This is a genomic window from Streptomyces sp. KR80, from assembly GCF_052245555.1.
Lineage (GTDB): Bacteria > Actinomycetota > Actinomycetes > Streptomycetales > Streptomycetaceae > Streptomyces.
This window is the reverse complement of the sequence record NZ_JBQQCD010000021.1, coordinates 1-23,072: the sequence shown is the minus strand read 5'-3', so window position 1 is coordinate 23,072 and position 23,072 is coordinate 1. Positions and strand designations below refer to the sequence as shown.

Genomic DNA, 23,072 nt, shown 5'->3' with positions numbered 1-23,072 from the left:
GGTGGCGAGCCGACACCGCTCCATGGACTCCGAAGAGACGTTGATCGATCTGCAGCCGCGACCGTCGCGGAGCGGGCACGCCTCAAAGGTGAGCGACTGCTGGGAGCACGTGCGGGACTCCGAGGACAGGACTGGTCCGCACTTGGTGTTCACGCCCGCCGCCTGGGCGGAGTTCGTCGCCTTCGCTGCTCGGACGGCGGGAGTGTAACCCGGAGCCCGAGAACCGGGGCTCGGGCTTCGCTGAGGCGGGTTGTCGAACAAAATCTCGGGTTTCGTCCATCTTATTTACCTGGACATGACCCCCGGGCTACAGTCGCCGCGCACAAATTGGCGATCACCCCCTTCACCTCGCGGAGAAGGGCTGCGCAACTCCACCCCGGTGCAGTGCCTTTCCGCGCGGTCTCTCGGCGAGAGTCATCACCCCGGCTCTTGACTGTGGAAGGCGACGATGAGACGACGGCACCGGAGACGCACCCTGACGGCCGCGGCAGCGCTCGCTCTCCTCACGGGAGGCCTCGCCACGCCCCTTGCCCTGGCCGGAGACGGCCCCGAGCGGAGCTCGTACATCGTCCAGCTCGACGAGGCCCCCCTGTCCGGCTACCGGGGCGGGATCCCCGGGCTCGCCGCGACGAACCCGGCCGCCAAGGGCAAGACCAGGCTCGACGTCCGCAGTTCCGAGAGCAAGGCCTATCTCGCGCATCTCGCCGCGCAGCACAAATCGGTCGAGACCGGCATCGAACGGGCGGTGGGCCGATCGGTCAAGCGGCAGCAGGACTACCGCCACGCCTACAACGGCTTCTCGGTCGAGCTCACCGAGGCCGAGTCGGCCGCCGTCCGCCGTCTCCCCGGTGTCGCGGGGGTGCAGAAGGCGTTCAAGCGCAAGCTGCTGACCGACGCCGGGCCGAAGTGGATCGGTGCCGACGGCGTCTGGAACGGCAAGCAGACCGGTGGCCTGCCCGGCACCAAAGGCGAGGGCGTCGTCGTCGGCGTGATCGACACGGGGATCAACCACGACCACCCGTCGTTCGCGGATGTCGGTGGCGACGGCTACGACCACAAGAATCCCGACGGTACGTTCCACGGCCTGTGCGATCCGCTGACCGGGGCGCCGCTGTGCAACGACAAGCTCATCGGTGTGTGGGACTTCACCGGCACCACGCCCGAGGACGACAACCAGCACGGCAGCCATACGGCCAGTACGGCCGCCGGCAACCATGTCGACGCCCTCGTCCAGGCGCCCACGCTCGACGTCAAACGTCCGATATCCGGCGTGGCGCCGCACGCCAACCTCATCACCTACAAGGCGTGTATCGCGGCCGGCTGCCTCTCGCCGAGCCTGGTGGCGGCCATCGACCAGGCGACCGCCGACGGCGTCGACGTGATCAACTACTCGATCGGCGGCGGCTCCACGGATCCCTGGAACGACGCCGACGCCCAGGCCTTCCTCGGCGCCCGAGAAGCCGGAGTCTTCGTCGCGGCCTCGGCGGGCAACTCCGGCCCGGGAGCCGGAACGGTCGGTTCGCCCGCAGACGCGCCCTGGGTCACGAGCGTCGCCGCGAGCACCCACGACCGTACGTTCCTCAACTCGGTGACCGAGACGACCGGCGGAGCGACCACACCACCGGGAACTCTCACCGGCAAGAGCTTCACCTCCGGCTTCGGCCCGGCCTCCATCGTGCACGCGGCCGATCACGGCGACGCGCTATGCGGTACCCCGTTCCCGCCCGGCACCTTCAACGGCGAGATCGTCATCTGCCGTCGTGGCGTCAACCCACGGGTGGAGAAGGGCAACAACGTCAAGGCCGGCGGAGCGGGCGGCATGGTGCTGGTGAACACGGAGGCCGAAGGGGACTCGACCGTCGCCGACCCGCACGCGCTGCCCGCCGTCAACCTCGGCTACACCGCGGCTCGCAAGCTTGAGGCGTGGGTCCAGGACGGCGGCTCCGGCCACCGGGCCGCCATCGCGGGGACGACCGCCGACCAGAAGGCGGACAACGGCGACGTCATGGCCGGGTTCAGCTCCCGCGGGCCAAACAAATCGGTGCCGGGCGTCCTCAAGCCGGACATCTCCGCCCCCGGAGTCGACGTACTGGCCGCGATCCACACCACCAACCCCACCGCCAAGCCGGAGTACGGCCTGCTCAGCGGGACCTCCATGTCCGGCCCGCACCTCGCCGGAGCGGCCGCCCTCGTCCGCGCCCTGCACCCGAAGTGGACCCCGGCGCAGGTGCAGTCGGCGCTGATGACCACGGCCCTGAACACCACCATGCGCAAGGAGGACGGAACCACCCGCGCCGACGCCTTTGACATGGGCTCCGGGCGCGTGGACCTCACCCGGGCCGGACGTGCGGGTCTGCTGCTCGACGAGAAGGGGTCCGCGTACGAAGCCGCCAACCCGGAGAAGGGCGGCGACCCCACCCGGCTGAACGTGCCGAGCCTGGCACACGGGGACTGCGCGGGCACCTGCACCTGGACCCGGACCGTAGGCAACGCGCTGTCCACCAAGACGGTCTGGGACATCACCGCGACGGCCCCGCAGGGCATGGCGCTGTCGGTCAAGCCCAGCCGGCTCACGCTGGCCCCGGGAGCGTCCGCCACCATCACCGTGACCGCCAACGTCAGCAAGCTGACGACCGGTACCTGGCGGTTCGCCCAGGTCAGGCTGGCGGAGCGACAGAATGCCGCGCCGGTCGCGCACCTGCCAGTCGCCGTCCTGCCGGGCGGCGCGCCGAAGCCCGTCGACATCACCGCGTCGGGAACCACCGGCACCCACAAGGTCACCTTGAAGGCACCGGTCCGCATCACCGACCTGACGGCGAAGGTATGGGGCCTGCAGAAGGGCACCGCGACGAAGAAGCAGGTCACGCAGGACCCGACGCCGATCGATCCGTACGACGGCCTCGGCGGAACCTTCCACACCACGACGGATGTTTCTAACGGTGCCCGACTGCTCGCGGCCGAGATCGCCTCGACCACCGCTTCGGACCTCGACCTCTTCGTGGGGCGGGACGCGAACGGGGACGGGAAGCCGAGCGAGGACGAAGAAGTCTGCCGCAGTGCCAGTGAGACGGCACTGGAGGCCTGCCGCCTCACCGATCCTCAGGGCGGCACGTACTGGGTGATGGTGCAGGACTTCCTCACCGGCCAGGCGGTGGACGACGTTGATCTGGTCGTCGCCACCGTGCCCGAGGGCGACAAGGGCAACCTCACCGTGCGCGGTCCGGGCGGAGCGGTCCCGGCCGGTTCGGAGTACACGGCGACCCTGGCATGGGACGAGCCGCAGATGGGGGCGGGCACGACCTGGTTCGCGCTCGTCGGTCTCGCCCCGGACAAGCGGAGCCCGGCGGGCAGCGCGGGCTCGATGTTCGTCAGGATCGACCGGCCGTAGGAGTCCACTTGATGGCTTGACGAAGGCGTCCTTCCCGCGCTCGAACGCGGGAAGGACGCCTTCGCTGCGGCACCGCTCGCGCCCGGACGACGCGGGGAATGTCCGGGCCCTGGGCGTGGTGGCGGACGGAGGTTCAGAACGTGAGATTCCAGCTGTTGATGTAGCCGGTGTTCTCTAAGACGGTACTGGGCCCGTGCGGCGTGCCGCTGTCGCCGACGTACAGCAGCCGGTTGGGTGAGCCGGAGCCGACGTTGGTCAGCACGTCCTTGGTCGAGGTGTTGATGATGAGGTCCTTGGCCCGTGCCATCGTCAGGTTGGGGTTGTTCTCCAACGCGATCGCGACGACGCCGGCGGCCGTCGGCGCTGCGAAGGAGGTGCCGGTGCCCCAACCGGTGGCGGTATCGCTGTCGTGCCGCGCGCCGTTGACTTCCGTGCCGGGTGCGAACGCCGTGAGACACGAACCGTAGCTGGACGGCCACTGGCCGGTGTGCCGCTGGTCGTTCTTGTTCGAGTTGCCCATGGTGATCGCCTGCGGGTCCTTCGGCGAGTTCTGGCAGTCGCCTTTGCCGAAGTTGCCGGCGATGAAGACCGCGATGAGTCCGGCGTCGATGATCCCCTTGGCGGCGGTGTCCACGGCCGGGATGGCGATGCCGTTGTCGCTCTGCCAGCTCATGTTGACGATGGCGGGCTTGACGGCGTTCTTCGCCGTCCAGTTCATGCCGTCGACCGCCTGCGCGGTGGTGGAGTAGTTGTTGCAGTCGATGAGGCGTACCGCCTTGATGTTCGCCTTCTTGGCCACGCCGTAGCTCTTGCCGGCGACGACGCTGGAGACGAAGGTGCCGTGCCAGAGACAGTCGTTGGTGCCGTTGCCGTCCTTGATGGCGTCGTACACGCCGACGGCGCGGCCCTCGAACTCGACGTGCGTCTTGCGTATGCCGGAGTCGAGCACGTAGACGTTCACCCCGGCGCCGTCGTCGGGGTACTTGAACGTGTTGTCCAGCGGCAGCTTCCGCTGGTCGATCCGGTCCAGGCCCCAGGACGGCGGGTTGGGCTGGGTACCGGGATCCTTGATCGCTTTCGCCTGGCCGCCAGGGGCCTGGCTCGCCTGGCCGGTCTCTCGGGCCTGCTTGTGAATGCTGTTGGTCTGCACGAAAGCGACCGCCGGGTCGCGGCGTAACGTGTCGACCGCCGCGTCCGGCAGCTTGGCATGGAAGCCGCGCAACGCGGCCGTGTACTGCTGGTGTACCGTGCCGCCGGCGTCGCGGGCGGTGGCTACCGGCCCGGCCAGCGCTGTGGCGGCGCTGGTCCGCGGACCACCCTCGTCGCGGCCCTTGAGAACCACGATGTACTCGCCGGGCACCTCGGTCCCGCCGGAGTACAGCGGCGCCATGCGGGCCGGTGCGGCTGCGGCGACTCCGGCGGCCCCGGCCGTGCTGAGCCCGAGCCCCGCGGTGAGGGTAAGTGCGAGCGCACCTATGGTGGCCCGTCTTCTGGAATTGGGCAGCATCATGTCGCCTCCCTGTGGGGGATTCCGATCTTTTCGGAAGCTAGCCAGCCAGTCGGAGGGCCGGAAGCAGGTCTTTCGAACAGCCGCCAATTCTGTGGATGATGGGTCAAAACTCTGGCCAACCCAGCGGTGATGCGCATGGGCGAAATCGACTCTGACCTGGGGCGCAGCGGACCGACCGCGACCGGGGAGCTGATGCGTGCGCTCCGTACCGGCCCGTTCGAACTGGCCATGAAGTTGGCGCTGCGGGACTCCGGTCTGAGCCTGGAACGGATTCAGCACCGGCTCGCGCGGCGGGGCTTACGGATCAGCGCCTCGACGCTCAGCAACTGGCAGACCGGGCGCAGCCGGCCCGAGCGCCCGGATTCGATCCGGGCGCTGCACGTGCTGGAGCAACTGCTCGAACTGCCGCGGGACTCGCTGCTTCGGCTGGTCGGGCCGCGCCGGCCCCGTGGCCGGTGGACCGCCCACGTCCCCGGCTCGGTGCGCTACGACGCCCTGTTCGACGACCACGCCCGGCTGACCGCCATCCTGGCCGACGTGACCCAGGCCGATGACCGCAGGTACCTGGCGGTGAGCGCCCAGGACCGCGTCACGCTGGACGCCGACGGCCGATTCCGGCTGATTGTGGTGCAGCAGGTGATCACGGCGTTGGTGGACGGCGTGGAGAGCTGCTCGGTGTTCTTCCACGCCGAGGACGGACCGGTGCCCGAGATCGTCGCCATGCCGGTCGGCTGCCGGATCGGGCGCCGCCGCACCGACCCCGCGGCCGGCATAGCGGTCGCCGAGGCGCTGCTCGACTGCCGGCTCGACCGCGGCGACGTCTTCCTGCTCGAGTACGGCTTCCGCTTCACCGATGCCGTCGGGGATCCGGCGGACTATTACTACCGTGCGTTCCGTAAACCGTGCCGGCAGTATCTGCTCCGGGTTGAGTTCGACCCGGCCGCGCTGCCGGTCCGCTGCTTCGGTTTCCGGGCCACCCGGATCGGGGCGCCGTTCGCTGATTCGGGACCGCTCGCCTGCCAGCGCGGCCGCCCCGCGCATCTGCTCGCGGCCGACATCCCGCCGGGAATCGTCGGGATTCGCTGGGAATGGCGTTGACTGGCAGGCCCCGGCGCTTCACGCCACCGCAAGGGAGAGCCTTATGTCCACGGACTTCCATCCTGACTTCGGGCTGACTGCCGAGGACTACACCCGGCATCGCGCCGGTTTCCCTCCCGAGCTGGTCCGGCGGCTCGTCCGTCTCGGCGTCGAGGTGCGCGAACGCGACGCAGTAGATCTCGGCACCGGGACCGGTAGCCTCGCGCGGCTCTTCGCCCAGGCCGGTGCCCGGGTCACCGGCATCGATCCGGCCGCCCCTCTGCTCGATCAGGCCAGGGAACTCGACCTGGAGGCCGGTGTCGAGATCACCTACCGTGTTGGCACGGCCGAGGAGACCGGTCTCCCGGACGCCGCCTTCGACGTTGTGTCGGCAGGACAGTGCTGGCAGTGGTTCGACGCGCCGAAAGCCGCTGCGGAAGTCTGGCGGCTGCTGCGCCCGGAGGGCCATGCAGTGATCGCTCACTTCGACTGGTTGCCGCTGCCGGGCAACGTGGTGGCGGCGACTGAACACTTGATCAGCACCTACAACCCCGCGTGGACCATGGGCCGTGGCACCGGTCTCTACCCACGCTGGCTCACCGACCTCGCAACTGCGGGCTTCGGTTCCATTGAGACGTTCTCGTTCGATGTCGACGTTCCGTACACCCCGAAGGCCTGGGTCGGACGGATCCGGGCCAGTGCGGGGGTCGGCGCCAGCCTCGCGCAGGAGGAAGTAGGCAAGTTTTCCGCTGAGTTGGAAGGGATACTGCGCGACCGCTTCCCGGACGACGTATTGCGCATCCCGCACCGGACCTGGGCAGTGGTGGCAACCAAGCCCTCCACCGGACGGTGAACCCGATCACTGGGCGTTCCACCTATCCACCCGAGCGGCATGGGGTTCAGGGACGTCAAACTGGCGCTCACCTTCGGTGTGGTTCTCGGTTGGTACGGCCGGCCTGTGCTCTTCGCGGGGGCCTTCGCCGGTTCCCTGCTTGGCGCCGCCTACGGAGCTGGTCTGTTGTTGCTGCGCCGCGTGGGGCGGAAGACGGCTCTGCCCTTCGGCCCGTTCATGATCTCCGGGACTTTTCTCGGTTTGTTGATGGGAGGCGTCGGCGGCGGTTAGGGGGCCGGGGGGTCAGCCCCGAGGGCGCACCGTCACTCTCGCCGATGCCGGGAGCACTCCGCCCAAGAGGCTAAGGTGGAAACTCCCCCCCTCGGGCCGGTCCGTATCCCCCCCACGGACCGGCCCGTTTTTGCCTCCGGCCGCTCGGGCACCGAACTGCTTAGCCCTGCTGCGCCCAGATGTTCACGCCCTCCGCGGACCGGGCGTAGAAGTCGATCTCCTTCAGCTCCTCCGGCGTAAGCTCCGGTGCGCCGAGCGCCACCACGTTCGCCTCCAACTGCGCCACGTTCGACGCCCCGATCAGCGCCGACGTCATCCGGTCGTCGCGCAGGACCCAGTTCAGCGCCATCTGGGCCAGCGACTGGCCGCGGCGCAGAGCGATCTCGTTCAGTCCGCGCAGCCGCCGTACGACCTCGTCCGTCAGCAGCCCCGGGTCCAGGGACTTGCCCTGTGCAGCCCGCGAGCCCTCCGGGATGCCGCGCAGGTACTTGTCCGTCAACATGCCCTGGGCGAGTGGCGCGAAGGAGATGCATCCCATGCCCTCCGCCTCCAGGGTGTCGAGGAGACGGTCGTCCTCCGTCCAGCGATTGATCATGGAGTAGGAGGGCTGGTTGATGAGCGGGCGCACGCCCATCTCGCGCAGCAGCCGGGCGGCCTCACTGGTCTGCTGGGCGTTGTACGAGGAGACGCCGACGTAGAGTGCCTTGCCCTGCTGGACGGCGGACGCGAGGGCGCCCATCGTCTCCTCCAGCGGGGTCTGCGGGTCGAACCGGTGCGAGTAAAAGATGTCGACGTAGTCGACACCCATCCGCCGGAGCGAGGCGTCGAGGGAGGACAGCAGGTACTTGCGGGAGCCCCACTCGCCGTACGGGCCCGGGTGCATCAGATATCCGGCTTTGGTGGAGAGAACCAGTTCATCCCGGTATGGGTGGAAATCCTGGGCGAAGAGCTTGCCGAAGTTGAGTTCGGCCGAGCCGGGCGGTGGCCCGTAGTTGTTCGCCAGGTCGAAATGCGTCACCCCCAGGTCGAAAGCGCGCCGAAGGATCGCGCGCTGCGACTCCAGCGAGCGGTCGTCACCGAAGTTGTGCCACAGCCCGAGGGAGATCGCAGGCAGCTTGAGCCCGCTGCGGCCCGTACGGCGGTACTCCATGGAGTCGTAGCGGTCGTCGGCGAAGGGATGGGGAAAGGTTTCTGTCACGGCTCCCTCCCTATCACGTGCCCTGCTCGGCCCTGGGTTGGTCGGCGGAGGTGAACGGGCAGTAATGTGCAAGCCACGGGGGCTGCCATGGCGTGGAGGGCTGGAGAGGGCGATGCTGCGTAAATCCGGGGACCGACCGGGGAGCCCCGGCGTTCATCAGCGGCGCCGCGGGCTGTACCCCCGTGCTATGCGTGACCTGGTGTACCGGTTGTACGCGCGCCGGGTGGAAGGCCGCCTCGACCATGCCCAGGTGCCGAAGCACATCGGTGTCATCCTCGACGGCAACCGGCGCTGGGCCCGGGCCGCGGGCAGCACCACCGAGCAGGGCCACCAGGCCGGAGCCGAGAAGATCCAGGAGCTGCTGGGCTGGTGCGCGGAGACGGACGTCGAGGTGGTCACGCTGTGGCTGCTGTCGACGGACAACCTCGACCGGCCGGAGGAGGAGCTCGTCCCGCTGCTCGGCATCATCGAGGACGCGGTCCGCGACCTTGCGGCCGACGGTCGCTGGCGCGTGCACCACGTGGGGACGATGGATCTGCTGCCCGCCCGCACGCAGTCCGTGGTCAAGGAGGCCGAGCAGGCCACGCGTGACGTCAGCGGCATATTGGTGAACGTGGCCGTGGGGTACGGCGGTCGCCAGGAGATCGCCGATGCGGTCCGCTCGCTGCTGATCGAGCACGCGAGCAAGGGGACCTCGATCGAGGAACTCGCGGAGATCCTCGACGTGGAGCACATCTCCGAACACCTCTATACGCGGGGCCAGCCCGATCCGGACCTGGTGATCCGCACGAGCGGGGAGCAGCGCCTTTCGGGCTTCATGCTGTGGCAGAGCGCGCACTCCGAGTACTACTTCTGCGAGGTCTTCTGGCCCGCCTTCCGCAAGGTGGACTTCCTCCGAGCGCTCCGGGACTACGCGGCGCGCCACCGCCGCTACGGATCCTGACGCTCGACGCTCGCCGCTGGGGCCGCTCCGCGGCTCTGACCCTCCCGGGTTGTAGGCAGTCGTTCCTCCCCCAGCTACCGCTGGGAGGTGCCCCCAGCCGGAACGGGTGGGCACAACCCGGCCACCGGCGTGCAGTCGCGTACGAGACGGATACCTCCGGCGGAGGGCTGCGTGCCGTCGGTTCCCGCCGGGCGTGTGGTGCCGGGGCCGGGACCTCCGGGATGGGGGTTCCGGGAACGTATATTTACGGGCCCTGGGGGCCCACAAATACACGGCAGCTTCCCGGAACCCCCATCCCTCCGACCCCGTCCCCTCCCTTCGGTGGCCACGGGCTATGTCCTTTTTGGCCAGTTCCCGGGCCGGGCCCAGCTGCCTAGTGGGAGGCCTTTGGCCTCGTTCTTGAGGGGGAATGGGGTGGGTTTCGCCGGACTGGCCCCAAGTGGGGTAAATGCGGCGATATAGGGCTGATGGATGACCGGCCCGGCCGGGCAGAGACGGCGCCGTTGCGAAAGGTTCACATACCTGACGTCATATGCCATGGCATGGCGGCCCTCGTTCGAGGGAATATCCCTTGCAAGTCGACGCCCGCTCCACGGGCGTCCGACACCAGCGGGTGGCATGGGGTCGCCCGCCCGGGAGGCCCTTTGCACACGGACGACCGTGCGGTTCGTCGGCCGACGCCGACGCTCCGCGGACGGACATCGCGGAGGGCCGGTGCACGGCCCGCGCATCGCGGTCCGAGCCCGGCCCATTCCCCGGCGACGCCGTCGCACCCCGATCTCATCCGAGGGGGTTCGTCCACCCGTGATGACCAGTACTAAGCGCCGCGCTCACGCGCACGATCGGCGCACCTACGTCATCGACACCAGCGTCCTGCTGGCCGACCCGTTGGCCATGGCCCGCTTCGACGAGCATGAAGTCGTGCTCCCTGTCGTCGTGGTCACCGAGCTGGAGGCCAAGCGGCACCATCCGGAGCTCGGTTACTTCGCACGGCAGGCGCTCCGCCTGCTCGACGAGTACCGGGTCCGGTACGGACGGCTCGACGCGGCGATCCCGATCGGAGATCTGGGCGGGACGCTCAGGGTCGAGCTCAACCACTCCGACCCCGGTGTGCTGCCCGCCGGATTCCGGCTGGACGACAACGACTCGCGGATCCTGGCCGTGGCCAGGAACCTGCAGGCCGAGGGGTACGACGTGACCGTCGTCTCCAAGGACCTCCCGCTGCGGATCAAGGCGTCGTCCGTGGGCCTGCTCGCCGAGGAATACCGTGCCGAACTCGCCATCACAGAGTCCGGTTGGACCGGTATGGCGGAATTGACGATCACCGCCGAGGAGGTGGATGAGCTCTTCGCGGCGGAGAGCGTGTACGTACAGGAGGCTTCGGACCTGCCTGTGCACACCGGGCTCGTGCTCCAGTCGGAGCGCGGCAAGGCGCTCGGCCGGGTCGCGGCCGACGGCCGGATCCGCCTGGTTCGCGGCGACCGTGAGGCCTTCGGCATCCACGGCCGCTCCGCCGAGCAGCGGATCGCGCTCGACCTGCTGCTGGACCCGGACGTCGGAATCGTCTCGATGGGGGGCCGGGCCGGCACCGGCAAGTCCGCGCTGGCGCTGTGCGCGGGTCTGGAGGCCGTGCTGGAGCGCCGCCAGCACCAGAAGGTGATGGTCTTCCGGCCGCTGTACGCGGTGGGCGGGCAGGAGTTGGGCTATCTGCCGGGCTCCGAGGCCGAGAAGATGAACCCGTGGGCGCAGGCGGTCTTCGACACGCTGTCCGCGGTGACCACCCGGGATGTGATCGAGGAGGTCGTGGGGCGCGGCATGCTCGAGGTGCTGCCGCTCACGCACATCCGCGGACGCTCGCTGCACGACGCCTTTGTGATCGTCGATGAGGCGCAGTCGCTGGAACGCAATGTTCTTCTGACCGTTTTGTCGCGAGTGGGAGCAAATTCCCGGGTTGTCCTCACGCATGACGTGGCTCAGCGCGACAATCTCCGCGTCGGGCGGTACGACGGCGTGGTCGCGGTCGTCGAGAAGCTGAAGGGGCACCCGCTCTTCGCGCATGTCACGCTCACCCGCTCTGAGCGTTCGCCGATTGCGGCGCTGGTGACCGAAATGCTGGAGGACACCCACATTTAAGCCCGATTCGGGCCGGTCTGACGGTTCGTGCGACTCCGTACAACTCCATACCGCGACGCCGCGCAGCAAAGCCTAAGAGTTTAGCCGCGCGGCGTCGCGCTGCGCGCCCCTTTCCGCGAAACCCATGGTGTAAACGGGGTGTGAGTTTTCCCACGCAACGCAGAATTGCCTCGGGGCGTCGGTGTCCGGCAGGGTGTGGGTCCTGTCAGGCCCCGCGTACGGCACACGAGCACCCACAGTGGTGTTGCACCACACAACTCAACAAGCGTTCGCCGTACGCCGCCCGAGCACCAAGCGGAACTCTTGTGGGGGAACTCCAGGAGAGTTCGCACCGGGCCAGTGCCTCCCGTGACCAGCCGGTCCCACCCGCACTTCGGGGCCGGAACAAGGGGAGGTCAGTGCCAGGGGCACGATTGCGTCCGCGAGGTCACCTAAGCGGGCGATGCTGGAAGGAAACCGTGTGAGCCGGATCTCGGTCCGGGGATTCGCCGTGGCGTCGGCCACCGCAGTCACTACCGTCGGCGCCGTCGTCGGTGTTGCCTCGGGGAGCACGCAGGGAGGTTCGACCGAACCGGTCGAGGCCACCGCTGCCGACGCGACGCTGCTTGCAGAGATATCCCCTGGAAACCAGACCCAGGCACAGACCGCGTCGCTGACGGAGCAGGCGGACGCCCAGTCCACTGCGGCCGACGCGGCAGCGAAGAAGGCAGCTGAGGAAGCAGCTCGCAAGCAGGCCGCGAAGGACGCGGCCGCCAAGAAGGCGGCGGCGGAGAAGAAGGCCGCCGAGGAGAAGGCCGCGAAGGCGCGTGAGGCGGCGGAGAAGGCGTCCCGTTCCGCGCGTGACGCCGACGACTTCCCCGTCCAGGCCTCCTACACCATCGCGCAGGTCCAGTCCATGGCGCGGGAGATGGTCCCCGCCGGCCAGTTCCAGTGCTTCAGCAACATCGTGGACCACGAGTCCAGCTGGAACTACCGGGCCACCAACCCCTCCTCGGGCGCCTACGGGCTCGTCCAGGCACTGCCGGGCTCCAAGATGGCCTCGGCGGGCTCCGACTGGCGGACGAACCCGGCCACCCAGATCAAGTGGGGCCTGAACTACATGAACGACCGCTACGGCAGCCCGTGCGGCGCATGGGAGTTCTGGCAGGCCAACAACTGGTACTAGGCCATCGGCCGTCCGTACCGCTCATGACACCGAGCCCCCGACCGGACAGGTCGGGGGCTTCGTCGCGTCCGGCTCCAGGTAACGTCGTGGTACAGCATCGTGGCGTGGGGGTGGAGGAAGAGGAAATGTCCAAATTGCCGCAGTGGCTGGGTGTCGTCGGAGCGGGTCTCACCCGTCTCTCCACGCGGTTGGACGAGCGCCGCGAGGCCGCCGCCTCGGCCGAGTACCCGTATCCGTACGAATCCGTGGACCGGATCGGCGCGGCCTCCGCAGGCAGCCACGGTGGCGAGGGCGGGCCGTCTCAGGACACGGAGGCCGATCCCGCCCCCGAGGCCGGATCCGCCCGGAGCGAGACCGGTCACGTGCCCGCGCCGCCCGCGTACGCCCCGGCCGTCACCGCGAAGCCCGACCCGGTCGCCGCGGTCCCCTGGGGCGTGCGCGTGGCGGCCGAGGTCGGCTGGCGCGTGCTCGTCCTCGCCGGCACGCTCTATGTCCTGATGCGGGTCATCAGCGCCGTGCAGTTGGTGGTGCTGGCCTTCGTCGCGGCCCTGCTCATCACCGCGCTGCTCCAGCCGGCCGTGGGCCGACTGCGAGGACTGGGGCTGCCGCGCGGACTGGCCACGGCCGTCACCTTCATCACCGGATTCGTGATCCTGGGGCTGGTGGGCTGGTTCGTGGCCTGGCAGGTCATGGAGAACATCGACAATCTCTCGCAGCGGGTCCAGGACGGCATCGACGAGCTCCAGAGATGGCTCCTGAAGAGTCCCTTCCATGTGACCGAGGGGCAGATCAAGGACGTCGCGAAGAGCCTGCGCGAGGCTATCGGCTCCAACACCGAGGAGATCACCTCCGCGGGCCTCGCCGGCGTCACGGTCGTCATCGAGGTGCTCTCCGGCATCCTGCTCGCGATGTTCAGCACGCTCTTCCTGCTCTATGACGGCCGCAGGATCTGGGAGTGGCTGCTGAAGTTCGTACCGAGCGCGGCGCGCGAAGGCGTCGCGGGCGCGGGCCCGCAGGCCTGGCGGACGCTCACCGGCTATGTGCGCGGCACGGTGATCGTGGCCCTGATCGACGCCACCTTCATCGGCCTGGGGATCTACTTCCTCGACGTCCCGATGGCAGTGCCGCTGGCCGTCTTCATCTTCCTCGGCGCCTTCATCCCGCTGGTGGGTGCTGTGATCTCGGGCGCGCTCGCGGTGATCGTGGCGCTGGTGACGCAGGGGGTGTTCACGGCGCTGATGGTGCTGGTCGTGGTGCTGGCGGTGCAGCAGATCGAAGGCCATGTGCTGCAGCCCTTCATCCTGGGGCGTGCGGTGCGGGTGCACCCGCTGGCCGTGGTGCTCTCGGTCGCGGCGGGCGGCCTCATCGCGGGCATCGGCGGGGCGGTGGTGGCGGTGCCGCTGGTGGCCGTCACGAACGCGGTCGTCGGCTACCTCCGCGCGTACGCCCAGGAACGGATCCTGGTCGTGGCGCCGGTCGGGCCGAAGACGCCCGTGGGGTCGGTCGAGCCGGTCCCGTCGACCAGCTCGGTCGAGTCGAGCGGGTCGGTCGAGTCCGCCGGTGAGGCTGCGCCGACTCCGCCCGCTGCGGCGCGGGGTGAGCTGGAACAGTAGGCGGAGCGCAACGCGAAGGGCCCCGTGGAGGTGAGTCCACGGGGCCCTTGTGCTTCGTATGGCACTGCGTGCGGCCGATCCGTGCGCGGGCGGTGAGACGGCGCCTACTGCTCCAGCACGGCCTCGGCGTCGAGGGTCGTGCCGACCGCCTGCAGCACGGCGGCGATCTTGAAGGCCTCCTGGATCGTCTCGCGGTCCACGCCGGCCTTACGGAGGACCTGATCGTGCGAGTCGAGGCACATGCCACAGCCGTTGATCGCCGAGACCGCGAGCGACCACAGCTCGAAGTCGGCCTTCTCCACGCCGGGATTGCCGATGACGTTCATCCGCAGGCCCGCGCGCAGGTTGCCGTACTCGGGGTCCGACAGCAGGTGCCGGGTCCGGTAGTAGACGTTGTTCATCGCCATGATGGCGGCCGCCGCCTTGGCCGCGGTGTACGCCTCCGGCGTCAGGTTGGCCTTGGCCTCCGGCTCCAGCTCCGCCAGCACGCGCGGCGAGCGCGAGGCGATCGCACAGGCGAGCACGGTGCCCCACAGCTGCTGCTGCGGCAGGTTGGAGTTGCCGATCACCGAACCGAGGTTCAGCTTCAGGTCCTTGGCGTAGTCCGGTATCGCGGACTTCAGCGCGTCGAGTGACATCGTGCGATCACTCGCCCGCGAGGAGCTTGACGGGGTCGAGGGTGTCCTCGCCCTTGCTCCAGTTGCAGGGGCACAGCTCGTCGGTCTGCAGGGCGTCCAGAACCCGCAGGACCTCCTTGGGGTTACGGCCGACGGAGCCGGCGGTCACCATGACGAACTGGATCTCGTTGTTCGGGTCCACGATGAAGACGGCGCGCTGCGCGAAGCCGTCCTCGCCCTGGACACCGCAGTCGCTCATCAGCTCGTGCTTGGAGTCCGCGAGCATCGGGAAGGGCAGGTCACGCAGGTCGGCGTGGTCCTTGCGCCAGGCGTGGTGCACGAACTCGGAGTCACCGGAGACACCGAGGATCTGGGCGTCGCGGTCGGCGAACTCGTCGTTCAGCTTGCCGAACGCGGCGATCTCGGTCGGGCAGACGAAGGTGAAGTCCTTGGGCCAGAAGAAGACGACGCGCCACTTGCCCTCGTAGGACTTGTGATTGATCTGCGTGAAGGCCTTGTCCGCGTCGACGGCGACACAGGCGGTCAGGTCGTACGCGGGGAACTTGTCACCGACAGTGAGCACGCGCTCTCCTTGTAGCGTCGAGAATCCCTTGTGCGGGATTTCCGTGAGGGGTTGACGATCTACAGCCTTCCACAGACAGGATTGATCGCGGAAATCGGTAGACTTGTTGATGTTGATCGGAGGTGCTTATCAGTGACCGTGGGGAGAGGCTCGGGCCGGACCGGGGCTCGGCAGCCCAGCCTTGCGCAGCTACGAGCGTTCGCAGCCGTCGCCGAGCACCTTCATTTCCGGGATGCCGCGGCCGCCATCGGCATGAGCCAGTCCGCGTTGTCCGGCGCCGTCTCCGCCCTGGAGGAGGCGCTGGGTGTGCAGTTGCTGGAGCGTACGACCCGGAAGGTGCTGCTCAGTCCGGCGGGGGAGCGGCTGGCGGCCCGGGCGCGCACGGTGCTGGACGCGGTCGGCGCGCTGATGGAGGAGGCGGAGGCGGCTCGGGCGCCCTTCACGGGAGTGTTGCGGCTCGGGGTGATCCCGACCGTCGCCCCGTATCTGCTGCCCACGGTGCTGCGCACGGTCCATGACCGTTACCCGGATCTGGATCTCCAGGTCCATGAGGAACAGACGGCCTCGCTGGTCGACGGTCTCGGGCACGGGCGGCTGGACCTGTTGCTGCTCGCCGTGCCTCTGGGCGTTCCGGCTGTGACCGAACTGCCGCTCTTCGAAGAGGACTTCGTGCTCGTCACCGCCCATGACCACTGGCTGGGCGGGCGTGGCGACATTCCGCGGGCGGCGCTGCGCGAGCTGGATCTACTCCTCCTGGACGAGGGCCACTGCCTACGGGACCAGGCCCTCGACATCTGCCGCGAGGCGGGGAGGGAAGCGGGCGCTCCGGTCACCACCAGCGCGGCCGGTCTGTCGACCCTCGTCCAACTGGTCGCCGGCGGGCTGGGGGTGACCCTGCTGCCGCGGACCGCGCTGCGGGTGGAGACCGGGCGCAGCGATCAGCTGGCGACCGGGTACTTCGCCGACCCGGCGCCGTCCCGGCGGATCGCGCTCGCGATGCGGACGGGGGCGGCGCGGTCCGGCGAATTCGAAGAATTCGCCGAAGCGCTACGGGAGGCGCTGCGCGCTTTGCCTGTCCGCATCTGCGCCGCGTGACGAACGGCACCTGGCGGTGCCGTCCTCCGCAATCGCGGTGGGCGACGTTTATCCCGCCGCCTTCGGCAGCGCATCTCGCCCGCAGTGTGGGCTGACGGCCCGCACACGCCACTGCCGCCGACGGCGGCAAACATCCCGCCGCGACGGCGAGCAACCTGCGCGGCGGAGCACGGCGGTGCCGAACTCACCGGCCCCGTCGGTGCATGGGCCGAGGCCGGTTGGGTACCGCTCGGCTGGGCCGTTGGGGTTGCTCGCCGTCGCGGCGGGGGTGCGCCGCGACGGCGGAGTCGGCGGTGCCACGCGAGGCGCCACCGATTCGTCCGAAGCGAGCCGCAGGCTACTCCGTGTGGAGGCCGTCCGGGCGCATCATGCGCCACAGCGGCGGCAGGCTGAGGGCGGTCACCAGCAGGACCACCGCGCCGCCGATCGCCGTCATCGCCCCCACGCTGGACCAGTCCACGACAACAGGCTCGTTGACCATCTTCAGCAGGACGGCACCCAGCCCCACGCCGCCCACCATCGCCAGGCCCAGGCCCAGCGCCACCGGCACGGCGGTCTGCCACAGCACCGACCAGCTGAGCGTGGACCGACGGGTGCCGAAGGCCACGAGGGCGGCCAGCAGCCGCTTGCGCTCGCGCAGTTGCTCCAGCATGGTCACCAGCAGGCTGGCGCCGATGAGGACCAGTACAGCGGTTGCTCCGATGAAGAGACCGCGCCGGATGTTGACGAACTTCTGGGACTGCTCCGTCGCTTGGAGCGTGAGGACGTCGACCGTCGGGTCGATGTCGGCGGTGGTGTTGCGGACCCGTTCCATCGCGTCCGGATGCCTGGGGTCGACCTGGAGCAGGACGTACGCCCGGGGCTCCGCCAGCCTCGTGACCTTGAGTGTCTCGGGCGTGGTGAAGATCCCGTAGCGGAGCGTGCCCGCGGCGTCCTTCTTGGCCTCGGCTTTCTGCGCCGTCCTCGGGAGGGTCCAAAGCGCCGGCTTCCCCGTGTACCGGCCTTCGTCGTCCTGGGCCGTGTTGATGTTCAGCCTGCCGCCGGGCCGGGCGAAGGAGAAGACGTCGGTGCCCGAGTCGGGGGCCTGGACGAGGAAGACGCTGCCCGCCGTGCAGCGGTCGACGGCGACGAGTTCGCGCAGCGTGGCGCAGTCCCCGACGGTGACCGGTACGGTCGGCAGGTAGCCGTCCTGGTCCGGTTTGGCGCCGTCCTTGGCGCCCTGGGACTCGATGATGCCCTGCACCCCGCGCACGCCCGGCGTCGTCCGGAACCGCTCGAAGATGTCGCGCGCCTCCTGCCCGTTCCGGACCTCCTTCGACACACTGGCCTGGGCCCGTTCCGGGTCCTGGCCCGTGGTCTTGGTGAAGTCGCTCTCCGCACCGGCGAACAGCATCTGCACGGCGATCGCCCCGGCCACCGCGACGGTGATGCCGTTGACCATACGGGCGGACGCGGCACTGCTCAGATGCAGCCGACGGGTGGCCAGCTGCCAGGACACCGGTCCCGCGCCACCGAAGAGCCCGACGACCCGCTCGACGAGCCACGGCAGGACGGCCGTCACGCCGACCAGAAGCAATACGGTGCCGCCGACGATCTGGTACTCGTTGATCGATGCCTCGTCACTGGCGATCTGGCCCATGAGCGGCAGCAGCAGGACCAGCCCGGCGGCCGGGAACAGCAGTCGCCACCAGAGGCGGCGTCGGCCGGCGCCCGCGTTCCGCACCACGCCCAGCGGCTCGACGGTGATTCCGCGCATGGCGACGATGGTGACCCCGATGGCGGCCGCCGGGACGGCGATGACGATCAGGGCTGCGAGCGCCGGGCTGGGCGAGACGTCGGACGGGAAGACGCTGATGTCCATCAGGGTGATCGAGCCGATGAGTTGCCGACCGATCAGGAAGAACCCGAGGCCGAACACCATGCCGATCAGCGAGCCGAACAGCGCCTCGCCGGCGGCGATCCGGCGGGTCATGGCGCTGTCCGCACCGACGAGCCGCAGCGCCGCGAGCCGCCGGTCACGCCGCTCGCCGCCGAACCGCACGGCCGTACCGATGAACACGGCGACGGGCATCAGCAGGACGACGAAGACGATGACGACCAGGAGGGTCAGGATCGCGCCGAGTCCTTCGGAGGCCGCATCGGAGCCGATCTCCTTGATGCGGAAGGCGCTCCCGGTCTCGACGGTGAGCTTGTCGCTGCCCGCGTAGTACGCCAGCTCGCTCGGGCCGGACAGACCCTCGTCGGCGATCGTTCCGACGATGCGGTCGTCGAGCCGGTCCCGGAGGAGCGTGCCCTCCTTGGACGTGAGCAGGTCCTTGAGGGCCGGGGAGACCACCATCTCGCCGGGGCCGGGGATCTTCTCGATGCCGGGCGGCACCGGCGGGTTGGAGCCGTCGGGGTTGTAGATGCTCCCCCGGATGTCTTTCCCGCGGAACTCGGTGTTGCCCTGCCCGACGACCAGGGTGTCGTCGCCGGGCGCGATCTCCGCACCGAAGTACGAGTCGTCCCGGGCCAGTCCGCGCGCCTCGCGGTTGCCCAGCATGGTGGGCACGGCCGAGGCGACGAGCAGCAACGCGACGCCGAGTCCTACGCCCAGAGCGGTCAGCAGGGTGCGGACCCAGCCCTGGCGGCCGCCGGCGGCAGCGAAACGGACGCCGAGCGCCAGGTCGCTGACCCAGCGGGTGAGGCTCGTCCGGCCGTCGGCTGCGCCGCCCCCCGACGGTGCGGTCGACGTGACCTCCTCGGTCATGACCGGGCCGCTCATGAGACGCGCTCCATGTCACGCGACTTGCCGTCCCGTACGACGACCTCGCGGTCGGAGTACGCGGCGACCCGCGCCTCGTGCGTGACCAGGACGACCGCGGTACGAGTGTCCCTGGCCGCCTCTGTGAGCAGCTGCATGACCCGCTCGCCGTTGAGCGAGTCCAGCGCACCGGTCGGCTCGTCGGCGAAGAGCACCCGAGGGCCCGTCACCAGTGAGCGGGCGACCGCGACGCGCTGGCCCTGGCCGCCGGAGACCTCACCGGGCCGCTTGCGCGCCACGTCCTCGACCTCCAGCCGCGCCATCCACTCGAGGGCGCTCGCCTCGGCATCCTTGCGCTTGGTGCCGTTCAGGCGCAGCGGCAGTGCGACGTTCTCCACGCAGGTCAGTTCCGGCACGAGCTGACCGAACTGGAAGACGAAACCGAACTCGCCACGGCGCAGCGCGCTGCGCTCGCCGTCCGACAGGGCGGTCAGCTCGCGACCGCGGTAGTGGACCTGGCCCGAGTCGGGCCGGACGATGCCGGCCAGACAGTGCAGCAGGGTCGACTTGCCGGATCCGGAGGGGCCCATCACGGCGACGACCTCGCCGGGGTGGATGCTGAAGTCGGCGCCGTCGAGGGCGGGCGTCGGGCCGTACGCCTTGCGCAGGCCGACGGCGGCGAGCAGGGCACCGGTGGGGGTCACGAGCGGACCTCCTTCGCGAGCTGGTCGAGGCGGGCGGCGGTGAGTTCGAGCCACCGCAGGTCGGCCTCGAGATGGAACAGTGCGTGATCGCAGATCAGCTGGTCGGCGATGTCGCCCGAGGACTTGCGGCGGGTCAGCTCGCGCATCAGCCGCAGATGCTCGGAACGCTGGGAGTCGAGCAGATCCGCGGCCCTGCGACCGGTGAGCAGGGCGAGCACGACCTTGGTGTAGAGCGTGCTCTGCAGATAGGGCTCGGGCTTCTCCGGCTGCGCGAGCCATCGCTCGACGTCGGTGATCCCGGCTTCGGTGATCGCGTACCGCTTGCGCTCGGGACCGCCGCCCGGCTCGATGCCGTCGACCTCCACGAGGCCGTTCTTCAGCAGGCGCGACATCGTCGAATAGACCTGCCCGTAGTGCAGCGGGCGGTCGTGGCCGAAGCGCTCGTCGAAGGCGCGCTTCAGGTCGTAACCATGGCGAGGGCCGGACTCCAGCAGTCCGAGCAGGGTGTGGCCGATAGACATGGCGAGGACTCTACACCATGCGTATACGTGGTGTGTATAGACGTGGAGAATAGTCAATTCTCGCAGGTCAGCTGCTTGCGGTAGGAGAACGGCCGGTACCTGGCATCTCGTGCCGGAGGCGGGCCCGCGTGACAGGCCGGGACCCCGCCCGGCCGCCGTGTCACTTGAGGCCGAGGACGTCGACGCCAGCGTCACCGTATGCGTAGGCCGGGACCGTCTTCTTGAGGTCCGCTGAGCCGGCAGGCCGGAGGTCGGGCGAGGCCTGTGCGAGGTGCGTAACAGCGGGACGCCCCCGGGGCAACCTTGTGGACCCGTCGTCCGTCAGTTCCCATGCACAAGGGTGCTGATTGTCACGTCCGGAAAATCTTGATCGATAGCACTTTAGCCTCAGATGCGGTGTTAGCTTCGTGAGGTTTTTCCGGGGCGGATGGAACGGGAGCTGCGGGAGATGGGAAGAGCGGAAGCGAGGCGGGCGCGCCAGCGCGGAGGCCGCCGCCGCGCGAAGCCGAAGGGCGGGATACGCCGCTTCTTCACGTTCAGGAAGCTGCTGGGCGGCTTCCTCACGGTCAGCTTCCTCGGCATCGCCACCTTCATCGCGCTGTACCTCGCGGTCGACATCCCCGGCGCCAATGCCCAGGCGGAGGCGCAGAGCAACACCTACCGGTACAGCGACGGCACGCTCATCGCCCGCACCGGCGCGGTCAACCGCGAGTCCGTCCCGCTGACCGATGTGCCCAGGGACGTCCAGCGGGCCTTCGTCGCCGCCGAGAACAAGACCTTCTACCAGGACTCCGGCATCGACGTGAAGGGCACCGCCCGCGGCCTGATCAACACCGTCACCGGGAAGGGCAAGCAGGGCGGCTCGACCATCACCCAGCAGTGGGTCAAGAACTACTTCCTCGACCAGGAGCAGACCTTCAGCCGCAAGGCCAGGGAGCTGATCATCTCCCTCAAGGTCGACCAGAAGCTGACCAAGGACGAGATCCTCAAGGGCTACCTGAACACCAGCTACTACGGGCGCGGTGCGTACGGCATCCAGGCCGCGGCCCGCGCGTACTACGACGTCGACGCCGAGGACCTCACCGTCCAGCAGGGCGCCTATCTCGCCGCGCTGCTCCAGGCCCCCAGCCAGTACGAGTGGTCCACCGCCACCGCCACCTCCCGCAGTCTCGTCCTGCAGCGCTGGAACTACGTCCTGAACAACATGGTCGAGATGGACTGGCTGGACGCGGGCGAGCGCTCGAGGATGACCTTCCCCAAGCCGGTTCCGCCCAAGCCCGCCCCCGGCCTGGGCGGCCAGGACGGCTACCTCGTGCAAGCCGCCAAGGCCGAACTGATCGCCGCCGGCGTCGACGAGAAAGAGCTCGAGGCCGGCGGCTGGAACATCACGCTCGGCATCGACCGGAAGAAGCAGAAGGCCCTGGAGGCGGCCTTCGAGAGCGAGCTCCTCGACAAGCTCGACCCCAAGAAGCGGAAGGTCGACGCCCAGGTGCAGCCCGGCGCGGTCTCGGTCGACCCCAAGAGCGGCCGGGTCGTCGCCCTGTACGGCGGCGCGGACTTCATCAAACACCAGCGGAGCAACGCCACCCGCCGCGACTACCAGCCGGCCTCCACCTTCAAGCCGCTGATCCTGGGCGCAGCGCTGGAGACCGGTGCGAAGACCCAGAAGGGTGTGCCGATCGGCGCGAGCACGATCTACGACGGCACCAGCAGGCGCCCCGTCAAGGGCAGCGACACCGCTTTCGCCCCGCCCAACGAGGACGACAAGGACTACGGCAAGGTCACCGTCCAGCGGGCGATGAACAAGTCGGTCAACTCCGTCTTCGCCCAGATGGCGGTGGACGTCGGCCTGCGCGAGGTCAAGCAGACCGCGATCGGCCTCGGCATGCATCCCAAGGCCGGCGGTTTCGGGCTGGAACCGGCGATGTCGCTCGGGGTGATGGAAGCGAGCCCGCTCGACATGGCCGGGGTCTACGCCACGCTCGACAACCACGGCAGGAAGGTCGCCCCCCGCCTGGTGAAGTCCGCCGAGCGCGGTGAGCAGACGGCGGATCTGCCCGACCCGATCGGCGACCAGGTCGTCGACCGGACGACCGCCGACACCGTCACCTCGGTGCTCACGGGCGTGGTCGACGACGGTACGGGCGCGGCCGCCCGGTCGGCAGGTCTCCGGATCGCGGGCAAGACCGGCACATCCGACGACAACAAGTCGGCCTGGTTCGCGGGCTACACCCCGAGACTGGTCACCGCCGTGGGTCTCTTCGGCGAGGCCGCCAACGGCGACCAGGTCAGCATGAAGGGAGCGGGCGGCGGCGGCCGGGTCGACGGCGGCGGACCTCCGGCCCGGATCTGGGCCGCGTACTCCAAGGTCGCGCTGACCGGGAAGGCGGCCACTGCAGAGTTCGACCTGGAGACCGACCAGGGCGCGGGGGCCACCCCGAGCCCGACGCAGACTCCGACGACGGCCGACCCGGACCCGGAGCCGACTCCGACCCCGACCCGCGAGACGGAGAGCCCGGACCCGACTCCCACATCCTCGGCCCCGGTTCCGACCCCGACGCCGTCAACCCAGGCCCCGCCGACCACATCCGCTCCACCGAAGCCGACGTCCCGCCCGACGCTGCCGCCGGAACCGGACGAGGACAGCGAGGAGCCGAAG

Annotated in this window: 17 protein-coding genes and 1 pseudogene; 11 read left to right on the top strand and 7 right to left on the bottom strand. The window is 69.3% G+C overall.

The window, feature by feature from the left end:
- Positions 1-22: 22 nt before the first annotated feature.
- Positions 23-208: a DUF397 domain-containing protein gene (locus ACTWQI_RS24765; protein ID WP_443273995.1), complete on the top strand. Its 186-nt coding sequence runs from the start codon at positions 23-25 to the stop codon at positions 206-208.
- A gap of 240 nt (positions 209-448) precedes the next feature.
- Positions 449-3,388 (top strand): S8 family peptidase, encoded by a 2,940-nt coding sequence (locus tag ACTWQI_RS24760; RefSeq protein ID WP_443273871.1) that lies wholly within the window; start codon positions 449-451, stop codon positions 3,386-3,388.
- Positions 3,389-3,521: 133 nt separating this feature from the next.
- On the opposite strand, the gene ACTWQI_RS24755 is transcribed toward ACTWQI_RS24760, so the two are convergent.
- Entirely contained in the window at positions 3,522-4,898 is a 1,377-nt protein-coding gene (locus tag ACTWQI_RS24755) for a S8 family peptidase (RefSeq protein WP_443273869.1), read from the bottom strand.
- A gap of 135 nt (positions 4,899-5,033) precedes the next feature.
- Between ACTWQI_RS24755 and ACTWQI_RS24750 the strand changes: the two genes are divergently transcribed.
- From ACTWQI_RS24750 to ACTWQI_RS24740, 3 genes and pseudogenes are all read left to right on the top strand, one after another.
- The gene (locus tag ACTWQI_RS24750) at positions 5,034-5,996 is read left to right on the top strand and encodes a helix-turn-helix domain-containing protein (RefSeq protein ID WP_443273867.1); all 963 of its coding nucleotides are present in this window, start codon (positions 5,034-5,036) and stop codon (positions 5,994-5,996) included.
- 43 nt (positions 5,997-6,039) lie between these two features.
- Entirely contained in the window at positions 6,040-6,828 is a 789-nt protein-coding gene (locus ACTWQI_RS24745) for a class I SAM-dependent methyltransferase (protein ID WP_443273865.1), read from the top strand.
- A 24-nt stretch (positions 6,829-6,852) separates the two neighbouring features.
- Positions 6,853-7,098: pseudogene (locus tag ACTWQI_RS24740) on the top strand (prepilin peptidase); the annotation flags it as partial.
- 160 nt (positions 7,099-7,258) lie between these two features.
- On the opposite strand, the gene mgrA reads toward ACTWQI_RS24740, so the two are convergent.
- Complete coding sequence (gene mgrA / locus ACTWQI_RS24735) at positions 7,259-8,296, bottom strand: L-glyceraldehyde 3-phosphate reductase (RefSeq protein ID WP_443273863.1); 1,038 nt, start codon at positions 8,294-8,296, stop codon at positions 7,259-7,261.
- Positions 8,297-8,483: 187 nt separating this feature from the next.
- On the opposite strand from mgrA, the gene ACTWQI_RS24730 reads away from it, so the two are divergent.
- The 4 genes from ACTWQI_RS24730 to ACTWQI_RS24715 all read left to right on the top strand — a co-directional run bounded on the left by ACTWQI_RS24730 (position 8,484) and on the right by ACTWQI_RS24715 (position 14,150).
- Positions 8,484-9,239, top strand: coding sequence for an isoprenyl transferase (locus ACTWQI_RS24730; RefSeq protein WP_443273861.1), 756 nt, complete (start codon positions 8,484-8,486; stop codon positions 9,237-9,239).
- A gap of 804 nt (positions 9,240-10,043) precedes the next feature.
- A complete protein-coding gene (locus ACTWQI_RS24725; RefSeq protein ID WP_443273859.1) occupies positions 10,044-11,372 on the top strand; it encodes a PhoH family protein in 1,329 nt (442 codons plus the stop codon).
- Between the two features lie 460 nt (positions 11,373-11,832).
- Positions 11,833-12,537 carry a transglycosylase SLT domain-containing protein gene (locus tag ACTWQI_RS24720; RefSeq protein ID WP_443273857.1) on the top strand — a complete coding sequence of 235 codons (705 nt, stop codon included), beginning with the start codon at positions 11,833-11,835 and terminating at the stop codon, positions 12,535-12,537.
- A 125-nt stretch (positions 12,538-12,662) separates the two neighbouring features.
- A complete protein-coding gene (locus ACTWQI_RS24715) occupies positions 12,663-14,150 on the top strand; it encodes an AI-2E family transporter (RefSeq protein WP_443273855.1) in 1,488 nt (495 codons plus the stop codon).
- Between the two features lie 104 nt (positions 14,151-14,254).
- Here ACTWQI_RS24715 and ACTWQI_RS24710 read toward each other — a convergent pair whose 3' ends face one another.
- Entirely contained in the window at positions 14,255-14,788 is a 534-nt protein-coding gene (locus ACTWQI_RS24710) for an alkyl hydroperoxide reductase (protein ID WP_443273853.1), read from the bottom strand.
- A gap of 7 nt (positions 14,789-14,795) precedes the next feature.
- Positions 14,796-15,350 carry a peroxiredoxin gene (locus ACTWQI_RS24705; RefSeq protein ID WP_443273851.1) on the bottom strand — a complete coding sequence of 185 codons (555 nt, stop codon included), beginning with the start codon at positions 15,348-15,350 and terminating at the stop codon, positions 14,796-14,798.
- Between the two features lie 138 nt (positions 15,351-15,488).
- On the opposite strand from ACTWQI_RS24705, the gene ACTWQI_RS24700 reads away from it, so the two are divergent.
- Positions 15,489-16,445: a LysR substrate-binding domain-containing protein gene (locus ACTWQI_RS24700; RefSeq protein WP_443273994.1), complete on the top strand. Its 957-nt coding sequence runs from the start codon at positions 15,489-15,491 to the stop codon at positions 16,443-16,445.
- 337 nt (positions 16,446-16,782) lie between these two features.
- On the opposite strand, the gene ACTWQI_RS24695 is transcribed toward ACTWQI_RS24700, so the two are convergent.
- Genes ACTWQI_RS24695 through ACTWQI_RS24685 form a run of 3 tightly spaced genes read right to left on the bottom strand, consistent with a single transcriptional unit; the run spans position 16,783 to position 20,413 of the window.
- The gene (locus ACTWQI_RS24695) at positions 16,783-19,209 is read right to left on the bottom strand and encodes an FtsX-like permease family protein (RefSeq protein ID WP_443273849.1); all 2,427 of its coding nucleotides are present in this window, start codon (positions 19,207-19,209) and stop codon (positions 16,783-16,785) included.
- Positions 19,206-19,892, bottom strand: a complete 687-nt coding sequence (locus tag ACTWQI_RS24690) for an ABC transporter ATP-binding protein (protein WP_443273847.1) — start codon at positions 19,890-19,892, stop codon at positions 19,206-19,208. The genes ACTWQI_RS24695 and ACTWQI_RS24690 overlap by 4 nt, the downstream gene beginning before the upstream one ends.
- Entirely contained in the window at positions 19,889-20,413 is a 525-nt protein-coding gene (locus ACTWQI_RS24685) for a PadR family transcriptional regulator (RefSeq protein WP_443273845.1), read from the bottom strand. Before ACTWQI_RS24685 ends, ACTWQI_RS24690 begins: the two co-directional genes overlap by 4 nt.
- A 448-nt stretch (positions 20,414-20,861) precedes the next feature.
- Here ACTWQI_RS24685 and ACTWQI_RS24680 point away from each other — a divergent pair.
- Positions 20,862-23,072, top strand: a 2,211-nt coding sequence (locus ACTWQI_RS24680; protein WP_443273843.1) for a transglycosylase domain-containing protein, incomplete at its 3' end; no start/stop codon positions are given.